The sequence below is a fragment of the Pseudomonas sp. AK-TSAG1-1 genome (assembly GCF_056821665.1).
The window spans coordinates 815,185-830,004 of sequence record NZ_CM165965.1 but is presented as its reverse complement, the minus strand read 5'-3'; the positions used below and the strand labels follow the sequence as shown (position 1 = coordinate 830,004).

The 14,820-nt window shown below is 62.7% G+C and carries 13 protein-coding genes; 8 read left to right on the top strand and 5 right to left on the bottom strand.

Going from position 1 to position 14,820, the window contains the following annotated elements:
* The first annotated feature begins 23 nt into the window (after nucleotides 1–23).
* Nucleotides 24–1,037 (top strand): zinc-binding alcohol dehydrogenase family protein, encoded by a 1,014-nt coding sequence (locus AC1UK9_RS03630; protein ID WP_482579456.1) that lies wholly within the window; start codon nucleotides 24–26, stop codon nucleotides 1,035–1,037.
* 153 nt (nucleotides 1,038–1,190) lie between these two features.
* On the top strand, nucleotides 1,191–1,364 hold the full coding sequence (locus AC1UK9_RS03625; RefSeq protein ID WP_007914687.1) for a hypothetical protein: 174 nt from the start codon (nucleotides 1,191–1,193) through the stop codon (nucleotides 1,362–1,364).
* A 5-nt stretch (nucleotides 1,365–1,369) separates the two neighbouring features.
* Here the strand turns inward: AC1UK9_RS03625 and AC1UK9_RS03620 are convergent, their stop codons facing one another.
* Both AC1UK9_RS03620 and AC1UK9_RS03615 read right to left on the bottom strand, forming a co-directional pair.
* The gene (locus AC1UK9_RS03620; protein ID WP_025111718.1) at nucleotides 1,370–2,572 is read right to left on the bottom strand and encodes a multidrug effflux MFS transporter; all 1,203 of its coding nucleotides are present in this window, start codon (nucleotides 2,570–2,572) and stop codon (nucleotides 1,370–1,372) included.
* A gap of 90 nt (nucleotides 2,573–2,662) precedes the next feature.
* The gene (locus tag AC1UK9_RS03615) at nucleotides 2,663–2,860 is read right to left on the bottom strand and encodes a cation transporter (protein WP_025111719.1); all 198 of its coding nucleotides are present in this window, start codon (nucleotides 2,858–2,860) and stop codon (nucleotides 2,663–2,665) included.
* Between the two features lie 148 nt (nucleotides 2,861–3,008).
* Between AC1UK9_RS03615 and AC1UK9_RS03610 the strand changes: the two genes are divergently transcribed.
* From AC1UK9_RS03610 to cueR, 3 genes are all read left to right on the top strand, one after another.
* The gene (locus tag AC1UK9_RS03610) at nucleotides 3,009–3,392 is read left to right on the top strand and encodes a hypothetical protein (protein WP_025111720.1); all 384 of its coding nucleotides are present in this window, start codon (nucleotides 3,009–3,011) and stop codon (nucleotides 3,390–3,392) included.
* A gap of 195 nt (nucleotides 3,393–3,587) precedes the next feature.
* Nucleotides 3,588–5,981, top strand: a complete 2,394-nt coding sequence (locus AC1UK9_RS03605; RefSeq protein ID WP_482579453.1) for a heavy metal translocating P-type ATPase — start codon at nucleotides 3,588–3,590, stop codon at nucleotides 5,979–5,981.
* Nucleotides 5,978–6,391 carry a Cu(I)-responsive transcriptional regulator gene (cueR, locus tag AC1UK9_RS03600; RefSeq protein ID WP_025111722.1) on the top strand — a complete coding sequence of 138 codons (414 nt, stop codon included), beginning with the start codon at nucleotides 5,978–5,980 and terminating at the stop codon, nucleotides 6,389–6,391. Before AC1UK9_RS03605 ends, cueR begins: the two co-directional genes overlap by 4 nt.
* Here cueR and AC1UK9_RS03595 read toward each other — a convergent pair.
* The 3 genes from AC1UK9_RS03595 to AC1UK9_RS03585 all read right to left on the bottom strand — a co-directional run bounded on the left by AC1UK9_RS03595 (nucleotide 6,345) and on the right by AC1UK9_RS03585 (nucleotide 10,267).
* The gene (locus AC1UK9_RS03595) at nucleotides 6,345–7,487 is read right to left on the bottom strand and encodes an MFS transporter (protein ID WP_482580449.1); all 1,143 of its coding nucleotides are present in this window, start codon (nucleotides 7,485–7,487) and stop codon (nucleotides 6,345–6,347) included. The genes cueR and AC1UK9_RS03595 overlap by 47 nt on opposite strands.
* Before the next feature lie 287 nt (nucleotides 7,488–7,774).
* Nucleotides 7,775–8,671 carry a PA4780 family RIO1-like protein kinase gene (locus tag AC1UK9_RS03590; protein ID WP_003221347.1) on the bottom strand — a complete coding sequence of 299 codons (897 nt, stop codon included), beginning with the start codon at nucleotides 8,669–8,671 and terminating at the stop codon, nucleotides 7,775–7,777.
* Nucleotides 8,672–8,989: 318 nt separating this feature from the next.
* On the bottom strand, nucleotides 8,990–10,267 hold the full coding sequence (locus tag AC1UK9_RS03585) for an acetyl-CoA C-acetyltransferase (protein ID WP_482579450.1): 1,278 nt from the start codon (nucleotides 10,265–10,267) through the stop codon (nucleotides 8,990–8,992).
* Nucleotides 10,268–10,516: 249 nt separating this feature from the next.
* Here AC1UK9_RS03585 and AC1UK9_RS03580 point away from each other — a divergent pair, with 249 nt between their 5' ends.
* The 3 genes from AC1UK9_RS03580 (at nucleotide 10,517) to AC1UK9_RS03570 (ending at nucleotide 14,714) form a co-directional block, all read left to right on the top strand.
* The gene (locus AC1UK9_RS03580) at nucleotides 10,517–11,869 is read left to right on the top strand and encodes a 3-oxoacyl-ACP reductase (RefSeq protein ID WP_482579448.1); all 1,353 of its coding nucleotides are present in this window, start codon (nucleotides 10,517–10,519) and stop codon (nucleotides 11,867–11,869) included.
* A 2-nt stretch (nucleotides 11,870–11,871) separates the two neighbouring features.
* A complete protein-coding gene (locus AC1UK9_RS03575; protein ID WP_482579446.1) occupies nucleotides 11,872–12,726 on the top strand; it encodes a MaoC family dehydratase in 855 nt (284 codons plus the stop codon).
* A gap of 326 nt (nucleotides 12,727–13,052) precedes the next feature.
* Nucleotides 13,053–14,714: a collagen-like triple helix repeat-containing protein gene (locus tag AC1UK9_RS03570; RefSeq protein WP_482579444.1), complete on the top strand. Its 1,662-nt coding sequence runs from the start codon at nucleotides 13,053–13,055 to the stop codon at nucleotides 14,712–14,714.
* Nucleotides 14,715–14,820 lie beyond the last annotated feature (106 nt).

The following is a 14,820-nucleotide window of genomic DNA, read 5'->3' as shown; positions in this document are numbered from 1 at the left end:
CTATTACTGTCACGGAGCCAATCATGAAAGCCATCGCCTATTACGCTTCCCTGCCGATCAGCGACGAAAAATCCCTGCAGGACATCGAGCTGCCAGAACCGGTCGCCGGCCCGCGCGACCTGCTGGTGGAAGTCAAAGCCATTTCGGTCAACCCGGTCGACACCAAGGTGCGACAGAACGTGGCGCCGGAAAACGGCGCGGCGAAAGTCCTCGGCTGGGACGTCGCGGGTGTGGTCAAGGCGGTCGGCAGCGAAGTGAGCCTGTTCAAGGCCGGCGATAAAGTGTTCTACGCCGGCTCCATCGCCCGCGCCGGCGGTAACAGCGAGCTGCACGTGGTCGATGAGCGGATTGTCGGCCACATGCCCAAGTCCCTCGGTTTCGCCGAAGCCGCGGCCCTGCCGTTGACCGCCATCACTGCCTGGGAACTGCTGTTCGAACGCCTGCAGGTTCGCGAAGGTAAAACAGATGAGGGCCAGAGCCTGCTGATCGTCGGCGCTGCCGGTGGGGTGGGTTCAATCCTGACTCAACTGGCCAGGCAGTTGACCGGCCTGAAGGTGATCGGCACCGCTTCCCGCACGCAGACTCGCGACTGGGTGACTGAGCTGGGCGCCGATCGGGTGATCGATCATAGCCAACCGCTGAGCGAAGAACTCAAGCGCGCCGGGATCGACCATGTGACCCACGTCGCCAGCCTGACCCAGACCGATCATCACCTCGATCAACTGGTCGAGGCCCTGGCACCGCAAGGCAAACTGGCACTGATCGATGACCCGAAGTCGCTGGACGTGACCAAGCTCAAGCGCAAGAGCCTGTCGCTGCACTGGGAGTTCATGTATACCCGCTCGCTGTTCGAAACCCCGGACATGATCGAGCAGCACAAACTGCTCAACCGCGTGGCCGAACTGATTGATGCGGGGACACTGAAGACCACGGTGGGCGAGCATTTCGGCACGATCAATGCGGCGAACCTGCGTCGTGCGCATGAGCTGCTGGAAAGTGGCAAAGACAAGGGCAAAATTGTTTTAGAAAGTTTCTGAGAATCTGAAGGTCATGACCAGCGTCAGCTCCCATAAGGGCTGGCGCTGCTTTTTGCCGTCAGTCAGATGCTTGACCGTTGTCACAAATGCGATCGTATTCAGGTCTACAATCGAAACCTCTGCGATGCATCTTTTACACAAGGGAGGTCAGCAATGAAGATCCTGATAAAAGAAGTGGCAAAGTCTCAATGGCAGGTTCGTCTGGACCAGCACGCCGTGACATTTCGCAGTGAAGCCGAAGCCTTGGCCTTCACCCGCACCCTCGAAGCGCGACTCTGCGCGCCCCATCAGATTCCCGACCGCAGCCAGCAACGCGCGGCTGGCTGAGCCTTTTACGCCTCGGCCTGCGCTTGCGCCAATGCCCGGGCATTCTGCAAGCGGCGGGTGAGCATCGCGACGCTCACGACCAATAAACCGCACAGGCTGATGACCATGGCCATCGGCACGGCGGTGCCGTCGTGCAATACCCCCACCAGTGCCGAAGCACCGGCGGCGACGCTGAACTGCATGCAGCCGAGCAACGCCGAGGCACTGCCGGCGCGAGCGCCTTGACCATTCATTGCACAGGCGGCTGCGTTGGGGCTGATGCAGCCAAGGCTGGAGACACAGATAAACAATGGAATCAGAAGCGGCCACAAGGCTTCGGTGTGCAGGACACTCACCGCAAGCAGCGCCAGCCCGGCACACAGGTAAACCCAGACCGCCCTCGACAGCAGAAATGCCGGGCCACGCTTGGCCAGCAGTCGCGCATTGACCTGCGCCACCAGAATGAACCCCGCCGCGTTAGTGCCGAACAACCAGCCGAAATGCTCGGCCGGCACGCCGTACAGCTTGATGAAGATGAACGGTGAGCCGGCGATGTAAGCGAACATCCCGGCAATGGCGATACCGCCGGTCAGGGCATGACCGAGATAGACCCGATCCTGCAGCAGGCGGCCGTACTGGCGCAGTGCACCGGACAACGGCTGACGCGGCATATGTGCCGGCATGCTTTCCGGCAGGCCGAGCGCCACCGCCAGTCCAGCCAGGGCGCTGAACCCGGTGAGGACGAGGAAGATCGACTGCCAGCCCGTGGTGTTGACCAGCAAGCCGCCGAGCATTGGTGCCAGAATCGGTGCCAGGCCCATCACCAGCATCAACTGCGAAAAGACTTTCGCCGACCCCACGGCGTCGCACTTGTCGCTGACCACCGCCCGGGAAATCACCATCCCCGCACAGCCGCCCAACGCCTGGACAAAGCGCGCACCGATCAGCCATTCCAGATTCGGCGCATACGCACAGGCCAGCGACGCCAGCGTGAACAACGCCAGACCGGTGAGCAACGGAATGCGCCGGCCAAAGCGATCCGCCACTGGACCATAAGCCAGTTGGCCAATCGACAACCCGGCGAAATAGGCTGCCAGCGTCATCTGCACGTGCTTCTCATCGGTGCCGAACGCCAGCGCCATGGAAGGAAATGCAGGTAGATAGAAGTCGATCGCCAAGGGCCCGAAGGCGGTCAAGGCACCGAGAATCAGAATGGTACGGAAGTTCATCAGGCATCCAGGTTGGCAAGTCGGCAGCCCGACAGTCTAGCCGCGCCCGGACGCCTTGAACATTCCGATAGCTCGCTAACTATAAAAACATCAGGCGAGTTTGACGGCGTAGCCTTCTTCGCTGATGACCTCAATGACCTGCTCGGCACTCAGCGCACTTTCGACACCAACCTCTTTGGCCGCCAGATCGACACGCACGCTGGCCGCCGGATCCTTCGCTTGCACGGCGTTGGTGATGGCCTTGACACAATGACCGCAGGACATGCCTTGAACGTTGAACACTTGCATGGATTGACTCCTTTGAGTGAGGTTGCCGGCAGTGTCGAGCTTGCCACCATGGCAAGGTCAAGTTCTGCAAAAAACTGCCGGGCTGGCATTCGGCGTCGCGCTCAGCCAAGCTGCGTGCATCAATGACTCAAATTCAGGAGATTCAGCCATGCGCTGGTCAGCTTTCAGCCTGTTTGGCTTGCTCAGCCTGTTCGCCGCCCTGCCCCAGGCCAACGCGACCGGCGAGGACTACGCCGTTCTGATCATCTCGCGCGAGCGCCTCGAAGTGCCGACCTCCTGCGAGATCGGTGTGTATATCCAGGATCAGTTTGCCGGGCGCCTGCTGCAGGAGCAGTCCACCTCGTTCAACCTGCAACATGGCACGTTCTCCATCCGCCTGAAACTTGAGCCGAGCCAGGTGCCCGGTTGCAAACCAGGCATGCTGGCGCCGCCGGCTCAGGAGATCACGCTCAAGGCCGGGGACGTGGTGAAGTACCGGATCGCAACGTCTGCCAAAGGTTTGTACCTGCGACCTGCCGCCCTCGAATACTAAGCAAAACCACAAATTGTGGGAGCGGGCCTGCTCGCGAATGCGGTGTGTCATTCAGCGATGATAGTGACTGACACATTACTTTCGCGAGCAAGCCCGCTCCCACATTGGTTTTGTAATGAGTCAAAGATTGGCGCTTGACCTTGCCCGCATGGCAAGGTTGATCCTTGTAGGCATCTACTACAGGGAGTACGACCGATGTCCGATTCCATTACTTTCGATCTGCCGATCGCCGGCATGACCTGCGCCAGTTGCGCCGGGCGTGTCGAGCGGGCGTTGAGCAAAGTCAGCGGCGCCAGTGCCGTCAGTGTCAATCTCGCCACCGAACAGGCTCGCGTCCAGGCCCCCGGCGACAGCTTGCCGGCGTTGATGGAGGCAGTGGAACGCGCCGGTTACAGCGTGCCGCAGCAAACGATCGAACTGAACATTGAAGGCATGACCTGCGCGTCATGCGCCGGGCGTGTCGAACGCGCCCTGAACAAAGTCCCCGGGGTGAAGAACGTCAGCGTCAACCTCGCCAACGAACGCGCGCACCTCGAGCTGCTCGGTCAGGTCGATCCACAAGCGTTGCTCGACGCCGTGAGCAAGGCCGGTTACTCGGCCAGCGTCTGGCAGGCAGAACACCCACAAACCGATAACCAGCAACAGCGCCTGCAACATGAGCGCTGGGCGCTGATCTGCGCGATCGCTCTGGCATTGCCGCTGGTGTTGCCGATGTTGCTGCAACCGTTCGGCATTCACTGGATGCTCCCGGCCTGGGCGCAATTTGCCCTCGCCACGCCGGTGCAATTCATTTTCGGTGCACGGTTTTATGTGGCCGCGTGGAAAGCCGTGCGCGCCGGGGCCGGCAATATGGACTTGCTGGTGGCCCTCGGCACCAGCGCCGGTTATGGCTTGAGCCTCTACGAGTGGGCCACCGCCGCCGGGCGCATGCCGCATCTGTATTTCGAAGCGTCGGCGGTGGTGATCGCCCTGGTGCTGCTCGGCAAATACCTGGAAAGCCGCGCCAAGCGCCAGACCGCCAGCGCAATCCGCGCTCTGGAAGCTTTGCGCCCGGAACGGGCGGTGCAAGTGATCGACGGCCGCGAGCAGGACGTTGCGATCAGCGCTCTGCGCCTGAACGATCAAGTCTTGGTCAAACCCGGCGAACGCTTCCCGGTCGACGGTGAAGTGCTGGAAGGCCAGAGCCACGCCGATGAAGCGCTGATCAGCGGCGAAAGCCTGCCGGTGCCGAAACAACCCGGCGACAAGGTCACCGGCGGCGCGATCAACGGTGAAGGTCGTCTGTTGGTGCGCACCACCGCCCTTGGCGCAGAAAGCGTGCTGGCGCGGATCATCCGCCTGGTGGAAGACGCTCAGGCGGCGAAAGCACCGATCCAGAAACTGGTGGATAAAGTCAGCCAGGTGTTCGTGCCCACCGTGTTGCTGATTGCCCTCGCCACGCTGATTGGCTGGCGGCTGTACGGCGCGCCCATGGAAACCGCGTTGATCAATGCCGTCGCCGTGCTGGTGATCGCGTGCCCCTGTGCGCTCGGCCTCGCTACCCCGACGGCGATCATGGCCGGCACCGGGGTGGCGGCGCGTCACGGAATTCTGATCAAGGATGCCGAGGCGCTGGAACGTGCGCATGAAGTCGACAACGTAGTCTTCGACAAGACCGGTACGCTGACTTCCGGTACTCCGCGCATCGCCCATTTCAGTGCGCTGGACGGTGATGAAAATACCCTGCTGACACTGGCCGCGGCCCTGCAACGCGGCAGCGAGCATCCACTGGCCAAAGCAGTGCTGGACGCAGCCGCCGAGCGCGACCTGATTGTGCCTGATGTCAGCGACAGCCAATCGCTGACCGGGCGCGGTATCGCCGGCAATCTTCAGGGTCGGCGCCTGGCGCTGGGCAACCGGAGGTTGCTGGAAGAAAGCGGCCTGAGCGCCGGCAATCTTGCCGAGTCTGCCAAGGCCTGGGAAATCGAAGGCCGGACCTTGTCGTGGCTGATCGAACAAAGCCCGGAGCCACGCGTGCTCGGGCTGTTCGCGTTCGGAGACACACTCAAGCCCGGTGCACTGCAAGCGGTGCAGCAACTGGCCGCCCGAGATATCCACAGCCATCTGCTGACGGGCGACAACCGTGGTAGCGCGAAAGTCGTCGCCCAAGCCTTGGGCATCCTGAACGTGCACGCCGAAGTGCTGCCCGCCGACAAAGCCGCCACCGTCGCCGAGCTGAAGAAAACCGGCGTGGTGGCAATGGTCGGCGATGGCATCAACGACGCCCCGGCATTGGCCGCAGCGGACATCGGCATTGCCATGGGCGGCGGCACCGACGTGGCGATGCACGCGGCCGGCATCACCCTGATGCGCGGCGACCCACGACTGGTGCCCGCGGCGCTGGAGATCAGCCGCAAGACCTACGCGAAGATTCGCCAGAACCTGTTCTGGGCGTTCGTCTACAACCTGATCGGCATTCCGTTGGCGGCGTTCGGCTTCCTCAACCCGGTGCTGGCCGGTGCAGCGATGGCACTGTCGAGCGTCAGCGTGGTGAGCAATGCGCTACTGTTGAAAACCTGGAAACCGAAGGATCTGGAGGAGCACCGATGAACATCGGCCAAGCGGCCCGGCACAGTGGCCTGAGCGCGAAGATGATCCGCTATTACGAGTCGATCGGCCTGCTCAAGGCCGCCCATCGCACCGACAGCGGCTACCGGGTTTACGGCGATGATGACCTGCACACACTGGCATTCATCAAGCGCTCGCGGGACTTGGGCTTTTCTCTGGAAGAAGTCGGCAAGCTGCTGACCCTCTGGCAGGATCGCCAACGCGCCAGCGCCGATGTGAAGGCGCTGGCACGTCAGCACATCGACGAGTTGAACCAGAAGATCCGCGAACTCGGCGAGTTGCGCGACACCCTGCAGGATTTGGTCGAGCACTGTAATGGCGACCATCGCCCCGATTGCCCGATCCTCAAGGAACTGGCGTCGGGCTGCTGCGCGCAACCCGCTCGCGCCTGAGCGCCAGCCCTTTCACCGTCAACAACGTACTGAGCGGGATGCCGTGGAACAGCAGCACCACGGCACCCGGTGTCCACCAGCCATAGAACGGCGCGGCAATCAGCATGCCGACGCCGAACCCGGTCATTTGCAGCAAGGTCAGGAAGCTGAAGATTGGCAGGCGCAGATGCTCCGGTTCGCGTTGCAGGCGCGACATCAGGCCGACCTCGGAAAAGCCGTCGCCCAACCCGGCAGGCAGGGAAAACAGCAACAGACCATAGAGGCTGTGCTGCTGGAACATCAGGATGAAGCCGCAGGACATCAACGCCACGCCGAAGAAAAACCGCCGCTCCAGGTGGCGGTTGTCCGAGCCTTCGAGGCGACTGGCGATCCGCGCGCCGAGCAGTTTGCCGCTGGCCCACACCGCCAGCATCAGGCCCAGCGTGGTGCTGGCAGAGTCCGGTGTCAGCAGTCTGGAAATGATCGGGAAACCGACGTTGTGCGCAGCGCTGCCCAGGGTGTCGGCCATGGTCACGGCTAGCATCGCCGCGATCACCGGGGCACTGCGCAGGCCTTGTCTGAGGGCTGACCATTCGTTGCGTTCGCTGGCCGATTGTTCGTCGATCGCTGACACGGCGAAGCGCAACGGTGCGACCAACAGCGCGGCCAGCAAATAGGTCAGTGCGTTGAGTGCGAACACCGTTTCGAAGCCGAATGCCGCCACCAGCAAACCGGAGACCAGGCTGCCACCCACCATGGCCACCGATGACGCCGAGGTGATCCAGGCATTGGTTTTCAGCAACTGATCTGGTTCGATCAGCCGCGGCAACTGACTGTTGAGGCCGATGGCAAACATCGAGTTGCCAAAGCCCAGGCCGAAGGCGACTACCGGCAACAGCAACGCCTGCTGGCTGACCGGCACAATCAACAGCCCGCCGAGCAGCACCGCACGCAACAGATCGAAGGCGATCAACGGCACCCGGCCACTCCAGCGCCGATAGAAGCGCGTGCCGATCAGACTGGCAAAAATCCCCCCGCCGACACGGCTGGCGAGGAAGATCCCGACGCTCATGGCGCTGTTGCTCAGCAGGTAGACGTAAGTTGCCAGCGCGACCATGTTGAGGAAAGCGCCGAAGTCGGAGATCAGGCGGGCGGTGATGATCAGGCGGGCGTTCACATTCAATCCTTGAGTGTGCGGGGGCTGACAAGACTCCCATACACATTTCAAGAACACCATAGAACCTGTGGAAGCGGGCTTGCTCGCGAAGGGGCCGTGTCAGCCGCGATCATTGCTGCCTGACACACAGCCTTCGCGAGCAAGCCCGCTCCCACAGGGGATCTGCGGTGGTTCCGGCAATGGGGCAGGCACAAAAAAACCGGCCGAAGCCGGTTTTTTTTTAACGCTTACTGCATCCACGGTGGCGGAGGCGGTTCGTCGGACTTGCCTTTCGGCTCGTCATCCGCTGCACGGATCGCCTGCTTGCGCTCTTCATCCAGACGCGCCGCCTCGATCTCGCGCAACACGCCGCCGACGTCAGCCAGATCTTCCGGATCGTCAAATTCGCCGGTCAGTACGCTGTTGGGGTGCAAGGTGCCGGCTTCGTACAGCGCCCACATTTCTTTCGCGTAGCGGGTCTGTTTCAGCTCCGGGGCAAAGCGCCCGAAGTACGAAGCCATGTTGCCCACATCCCGCTCCAGCATGCTGAACGCGTGGTTGTTGCCCGCCGCATCCACGGCCTGCGGCAGGTCGATGATCACAGGGCCTGTCGGCGTCAGCAGCACGTTGAACTCCGAGAGGTCACCGTGCACCAGACCGGTACACAACATCAGCACGATCTGCGAGATCAGGAACGCGTGATACTCACGGGCCTGATCCGGCTCCAGCACCACGTCGTTCAGACGCGGCGCGGCATCGCCGTACTCGTCGGCCACCAGTTCCATCAGCAGCACGCCATCGAGAAAATCGTACGGCTTGGGCACTCGCACGCCGGCACCGGCCAGACGGAACAGCGCCGCGACTTCGGCGTTCTGCCAGGCATCTTCGGTCTCTTTGCGACCGAACTTGGAGCCCTTGGCCATCGCCCGGGCCTGCCGGCTGTTACGCACCTTGCGGCCTTCCTGATACTCGGCCGCCTGGCGGAAACTGCGTTTGTTCGCCTCCTTGTAGACCTTCGCGCAACGTAACTGGTTACCGCAGCGCACCACATAAACAGCTGCTTCTTTACCACTCATGAGTGGGCGCAGCACTTCGTCGACCAGACCGTCTTCGATCAGGGGTTCAATGCGTTTTGGAGTCTTCATCAGCTTTTATTGTGGGTCCTTTATTACCAAACACGCGAATGTCACTCGTTATACGGCAATCCTCGCGCTACGGGGAGGGGTTGCCGACCTGTGAACCCTGTGGATGCACACACTGTGCCGAAATAATCGACCGTTGCCGATCATAGCCGAGCACACCGTGCTTGTAGTTATCGGCCGTCGAGGGCATTTGCGACAGAATCTGACACGGCACAAATCCCCGTGGGAGCGGGCTTGCTCGCGAAGGCTGTGTGTCAGACACAATAACGGCGACTGACACGGCCCCTTCGCGAGCAAGCCCGCTCCCACAGCAAACGATGCTCAGCGTTCGATGATCGCGGTGACGCCCTGGCCGCCCGCGGCGCAGATCGAGATCAGTCCTCGGCCCTTGCCTGCCGCATCCAGCAGTTTCGCCAGGTTGGCGACGATCCGTCCGCCGGTCGCGGCAAACGGATGCCCCGCCGCCAGCGAACTGCCTTTGACGTTCAGCCGGCTGCGGTCGATCGAACCCAGCGGCGCCTCCAGCCCGAGGCGGGTCTTGCAGTATTCCGGGTCTTGCCAGGCCTTGAGCGTGCACAGCACCTGCGCGGCGAACGCTTCGTGAATTTCGTAGTAGTCGAAGTCCTGCAAGGTCAGGCCGTTGCGCGCCAGCAGACGCGGCACCGCGTACACCGGGGCCATCAGCAGACCTTCGGCGCCGTTGACGAAGTCCACCGCCGCCGCTTCGCCGTCGCGCAGATACGCAAGGATCGGCAAGCCACGTTCCTTCGCCCATTCCTCACTCGCCAGCAGAACCACCGAAGCACCGTCGGTGAGCGGCGTGGAGTTGCCCGCCGTCAGCGTGCCTTTAGCGCTTTTTTCGAAGGCCGGTTTGAGCGCGGCGAGTTTATCCAGGGTCAGGTCCGGGCGCAGGTTGTTGTCGCGGGTCAGGCCGAGGAACGGCGTCATCAGGTCGTTGTGCCAGCCTTCGCTGTAGGAGGCGGCGAGTTTGTGATGGCTTTCGAGGGCCAGTTGATCCTGCGCTTCACGGGGGATGTTCCAGGTCTGCGCCATCAGCTCGCAGTGTTGCCCCATCGACAGACCGGTGCGTGGCTCGCCGTTGCGCGGGAACTCCGGGATCAGGTGTCGCGGTCGCAGTTGCAGAAAGGTCTTCAGCTTGTCGCCGGTGGTCTTGGCGCGGTTGGCCTGCAGAAGAATCTTGCGCAGGCCTTCGCTGACGCTGATGGGGGCGTCAGAGGTGGTATCGACGCCGCCGGCAATGCCGCAATCGATCTGGCCAAGGGCGATCTTGTTCGCCACCAGCAGCGCCGCTTCCAGCCCGGTGCCGCAGGCTTGCTGGATGTCATAGGCCGGGGTGGTGGGCGACAGTCGTGAGCCGAGCACGCATTCGCGTGTCAGGTTCATATCCCGTGACAATTTAAGCACCGCACCCGCGACCACTTCGCCGATGCGCAGGCCGTGCAGGTTGTAGCGTTCGATCAGGCCTTCGAGGGCAGCGGTGAGCATCACCTGATTGCTGGCAGTGGCGTACGGCCCGTTGGAACGGGCGAAAGGGATACGGTTACCACCGATGATGGCGACGCGGCGCAGCTGACTCATGAAAAGCTCCTTTTCCAAATGGTCGAAATTTGCACAATCCCCTGTGGGAGCGAGCCTGCTCGCGAAGAGGCCGGCATATTCAGGGCCTGCTGCACCGCCTTCGCGAGCAGGCTCGCTGCCACATGAACCGCATTTATCTGCAAGACCTGCTAAACCTCAGTGATCTAGCGTAGGCCTTATTGCGTGGATCGAACGATTGATTGCCGTTGGTAGTCCACACTTTGAACCCCAACTTTTGGAGAGCGTTCCATGTCTGACCGCTATATCGACTTCGCCAACTCATCCATCGGCCACCGTTTGGTCGGGGCTTTGGGCCTGCCGTCGCCGGTGCGGCTGGAACGCTGGCAGGCCGGGCGCCTGCGGCCGGTGGACGGTGCACTGCTGATCGGCGGCGGGCCGCTGGCCGAACGGGTCAATGCGTTCGCCAACCGCCTGACCGATGCGATCTACAGCTATGGCACCGAACCCTCGATGGCCACCGCGTGGATTCCGGGCCACGGCCCGAAACTCAAGGCCGTGGTGTTCGACGCCAGCGACCTGCAGCACACCGACCAGCTCAAACAACTGCGCGAATTCTTCCAGCCGCTGATGAAGAATCTCGAACACAGCGCGCATCTGGTGATTCTCGGTCGCGCCCCGGAAATCCTGCGCGATCCCTTTGCGTCCAGTGCGCAACGGGCGCTCGAAGGTTTCTCGCGCTCGCTGGCCAAGGAGCTGCGCAGTGGCGGCACGCTGCAACTGATCTATGTCGGTGACGGTGCCGAGGAACAACTGGAAGGCCCGCTGCGATTTTTTCTTTCGCCGAAAAGTGCCTTTGTCTCCGGGCAGGTGATTCGCCTGACCGCGTGCGCCACCCCAGTCACCGACTGGACCCGTCCATTGGCCGGACGCAAGGCGCTGGTCACCGGCGCAGCACGCGGCATCGGCGCATCGATTGCCGAGACCCTGGCCCGTGATGGCGCCGAGGTGATCCTGCTCGACGTACCGCCGGCCAAGACTGATCTGGAAGCCCTCGCCGCACGCCTCGGTGGCCGCGCGATCACCCTCGACATCTGCGCCGAAGACGCCGCTACGCAACTGATCGAACACCTGCCGGACGGTCTCGACATTCTGGTGCACAACGCCGGGATCACCCGCGACAAGACCCTGGCCAACATGACCCCGGAATTCTGGGACGCGGTGCTGGCGGTCAACCTCAATGCCCCGCAAGTGCTGACCAAAGCCCTGCTCGACAGCGGCACCCTGCACGACAATGCACGGGTGATTCTGCTGGCCTCGATCAGCGGCATTGCCGGCAACCGTGGGCAGACCAACTACGCGGCCAGCAAGGCCGGGTTGATCGGCCTGGCCCAGGCGTGGGCGCCCACGCTGCTCGAACGCGGCATCAGCATCAACGCCGTGGCACCGGGCTTCATCGAAACCCAGATGACCGCGCACATCCCGTTCGGTCTGCGTGAGGCCGGGCGGCGCATGAGTTCGCTGGGCCAGGGCGGCTTGCCGCAAGACGTCGCCGAAGCCGTTGCGTGGCTGGCACAACCGGGTACCGGCGCGTTCACCGGACAAGCGCTGCGGGTCTGTGGACAAAGTGTTCTGGGGGCGTAGGCATGAGCATTGAATGGCACACCCTCGACCGCGAACCGAGCTTGCCCGGGCTGTATGCGCGGGCCGCGACGCGCCGCAAGATCACCGGCACCCAACTGCCCGACAGTGGCTTGCGCTGCTGGGTCGATGTCGACGCGCAGAAACTGGCGGCCTATCGCAAGGTCTGCGGCTTTGCCGACGACGGCCTGTTGCCGCCGACCTATCCACACATCCTCGCGTTCGCCCTGCAAATGCAATTGCTCACCGCCAAGGACTTTCCGTTCCCTCTGTTGGGGCTTATTCACCTGAGCAACCGTATCCGTGTCTTGCGGCCGATGGGCGGAATCAGTCGCGCGCAAGTCAGTGTCCGGGTGCACAACCTGCAACCGCATCCCAAAGGTGCGACCTTCGATGTGCTGACCACTCTGGATGATCAACTCGGACCGCTGTGGGAAGCCGAAAGCCAGATGCTCTGTCGCGGGGTGAAGCTTGATGGTGAACCTGTCGAGCACATTTGGGAGCCCTCGCAGGTGTTGACGCAAGTGGCGCAATGGAAAACGCCGGCCGACATCGGTCGGCAATACGCCAAAGTTTCCGGCGACTACAACCCGATCCACCTGAGCGCCGCCAGCGCCAAACTGTTCGGCTTTCCCACCGCGATTGCCCATGGACTGTGGAACAAGGCGCGAACCCTCGCGGCGCTGGCCGATCACTTGCCCAGGGCCAACCTTGAAGTGGCAGTGCACTTTCGCAAACCGGTGCGCTTGCCCAGTGAGGTTTCGCTGCTGGCAAGTGCGCCGGGGTCGAGTGGAGAATTACGCCTGATCGGCGCGGGGGATCTGGAGCACATGGTCGGACAGTGGCAGCCGATTGCCTGAGCCCTCGCCTCGGGTTTTCCATCCGCCGGGAGCCCGGCAAGCCTGTAAATTGTGTGTATATCACTTAAGTTTTTCCGCGCCGTGCACCGCGCCCTGAAAAACACCCAGCCTTGATTTTAAAGGCTTTTTTTTGCGCGTTTATATCCTCGGTATTAGTCCTTAGGCGCTGTGCAGCGCCTTATATATAAAGGCGTTAATACCAACTTGAGAATGGCAGGAAGCGGCGGCGCGATCGAGATTGGCACCACGGACGAGGCATTACCGGCAACAGATCGGTGAGCCATCGAAAACGACGAATGTTGTTACAGGTGCAAGGAATCTCAATCATGAAAACTCAAGTGTGGTGCAAATCGGCAACAGCGCTGGCATTGATCCTCTCCCTTGGCCTGGCAGGCTGCAGCAGCGGCGGTGGCGGCCATCACAGCAGCTCCGGCAGCTCTTCGCCAGACAGTGCGGCAGCAGGCAGCGGTGGTACCAGCGGAACCGGCGGAACCGGTGGTTCGGATACCGGAACCGGAGGAACCGCCGGCACAGGCGGAACCGGTGGCACGAGTGGCACAGGAGGCACAGGAGGAACCGGAGGCACGGGCACCGCTGGCACAGGTGGTACGGGCGGTACAGGTGGCACCGGCACTGGCGGCACGGGTGGTACCGGTGGCACTGGAGGAACCGGAGGCACAGGTGGCACAGGTGGCACAGGCGGAACTGATCCGACGGGCCCGACCACTACCCCATTGGTGACCACGACCCTGGTGCAGGATGTTGGCAAAACGGTCAGCGGCGTCGGCGACGGCGTCGGCCAGGTCGGCGATTCGCTGAGCACCGTTCCGGTCGTCGGTGGCGTCGTGCAAAGCGCGGCCAACACCGCCGGCAATGTGGTCAGCACGCTGGGCAATGGCGTGGCCAACGGTATCGGCAAACTGGGCACGGTCGACAATGGCCTGGGCGTGACCGCCTCCTCAGTGGGCGGCGTGGTGACGGATGTCGGCAACGGCGTCTCGGACCTGAGCGGCAAACTGGCGACCGCCACCGGCAGCGTTCCAGTCGTCGGCGGCGTGGTCACCAAAGTCGCACCGGTGCTCGATGGCGTTGGCGAAAAAGTCACCATGCTCGGCGACACCCTGAGCCTTGCCACGACCACCGGCCCGCTCGGTTCAGTGACCAAGAGCGTCGGCAACAGCCTGGTGCCAGTGATTGCGATGGTTGAAAGCACCACCGACAAAGTAGGCGATGCGACCGGCCTCGGCGCTCCGCTCAATGGCGTGATCGGCCAGGTCGGTGGCGCAGTCAAAAGTCTCGGCGGTCAGGTTACCGGCGCTGGCAGCGGCAATGCCCTGACCAATACCGTCGGCGGCGCCCTGACCAACGTCGGCACCACGGTTGGCAAAGCCGGCGGACTGGTCGACAACGGCACTGCTTCCGGTGGTGGCCTGGGCGGCGGTCTGGGTGGCGGGCTGGGCGGTACCGGCTTGCTGCAAACCGTTGGCGGCGCCGTAGTCAACGTCGGCAGCGGTCTGAACGCCGGCAACACCAACGGTGCAGTCAGTGCCGGTGGCGTCACCACCGCTTCGCTGGGCAACACCGTTGCTTCGCTCAACACCGTCCTCGGTGGTTCGGGCACACCGATCACTGCCACTACCTCGCCGCTGGCGACAGTCGGTGCCACGGTGGGCGCAGGGCTTAACCCGGTGACCACTGCGGTCACCAGCGTGACCCAACAAGTCGGCGCCTCGACAGGCCTGGGCGCACCGGTCGCCGGCCTCACCGGTCAGGTCGGCGGAGCGGTCAGCACAGTCGGCGCGACCATCGCGTCCACCAACAACCCGGTCACCACCGCGGTCGGTGGTGTGGTCAGCAACGTGGGCGGTACCGTCGCTGCCGTCGGAGGCCTGCTCAACGGCGGCACCAGCACCGGCGGCACCGCAACCGGTGGTCTGGGCGGTGCACTCGGTGGCCTGACTGGCGCTCTGGGAGGCAACAAACGCTAAATTGCACCTGGCCGATTCGACGGCCTCACCTACAGCGCCTACGCTTGGTTGAGGGCGGAAGACTCCCACGAGTCTTCCGCTTTTTTCTTAGGAAAAAATTCCGTCC

Coding starts and splice junctions, on each gene's coding strand:
- AC1UK9_RS03630 (WP_482579456.1), top strand. CDS start 24: ATGAAAGCCATCGCCTATTACGCTTCCCTGCCGATCAGCGACGAAAAA.
- AC1UK9_RS03625 (WP_007914687.1), top strand. CDS start 1,191: ATGAAGATCCTGATAAAAGAAGTGGCAAAGTCTCAATGGCAGGTTCGT.
- AC1UK9_RS03620 (WP_025111718.1), bottom strand. CDS start 2,572: ATGAACTTCCGTACCATTCTGATTCTCGGTGCCTTGACCGCCTTCGGG.
- AC1UK9_RS03615 (WP_025111719.1), bottom strand. CDS start 2,860: ATGCAAGTGTTCAACGTTCAAGGCATGTCCTGCGGTCATTGTGTCAAG.
- AC1UK9_RS03610 (WP_025111720.1), top strand. CDS start 3,009: ATGCGCTGGTCAGCTTTCAGCCTGTTTGGCTTGCTCAGCCTGTTCGCC.
- AC1UK9_RS03605 (WP_482579453.1), top strand. CDS start 3,588: ATGTCCGATTCCATTACTTTCGATCTGCCGATCGCCGGCATGACCTGC.
- cueR (WP_025111722.1), top strand. CDS start 5,978: ATGAACATCGGCCAAGCGGCCCGGCACAGTGGCCTGAGCGCGAAGATG.
- AC1UK9_RS03595 (WP_482580449.1), bottom strand. CDS start 7,487: ATGGTCGCGCTGGCAACTTACGTCTACCTGCTGAGCAACAGCGCCATG.
- AC1UK9_RS03590 (WP_003221347.1), bottom strand. CDS start 8,671: ATGAAGACTCCAAAACGCATTGAACCCCTGATCGAAGACGGTCTGGTC.
- AC1UK9_RS03585 (WP_482579450.1), bottom strand. CDS start 10,267: ATGAGTCAGCTGCGCCGCGTCGCCATCATCGGTGGTAACCGTATCCCT.
- AC1UK9_RS03580 (WP_482579448.1), top strand. CDS start 10,517: ATGTCTGACCGCTATATCGACTTCGCCAACTCATCCATCGGCCACCGT.
- AC1UK9_RS03575 (WP_482579446.1), top strand. CDS start 11,872: ATGAGCATTGAATGGCACACCCTCGACCGCGAACCGAGCTTGCCCGGG.
- AC1UK9_RS03570 (WP_482579444.1), top strand. CDS start 13,053: ATGAAAACTCAAGTGTGGTGCAAATCGGCAACAGCGCTGGCATTGATC.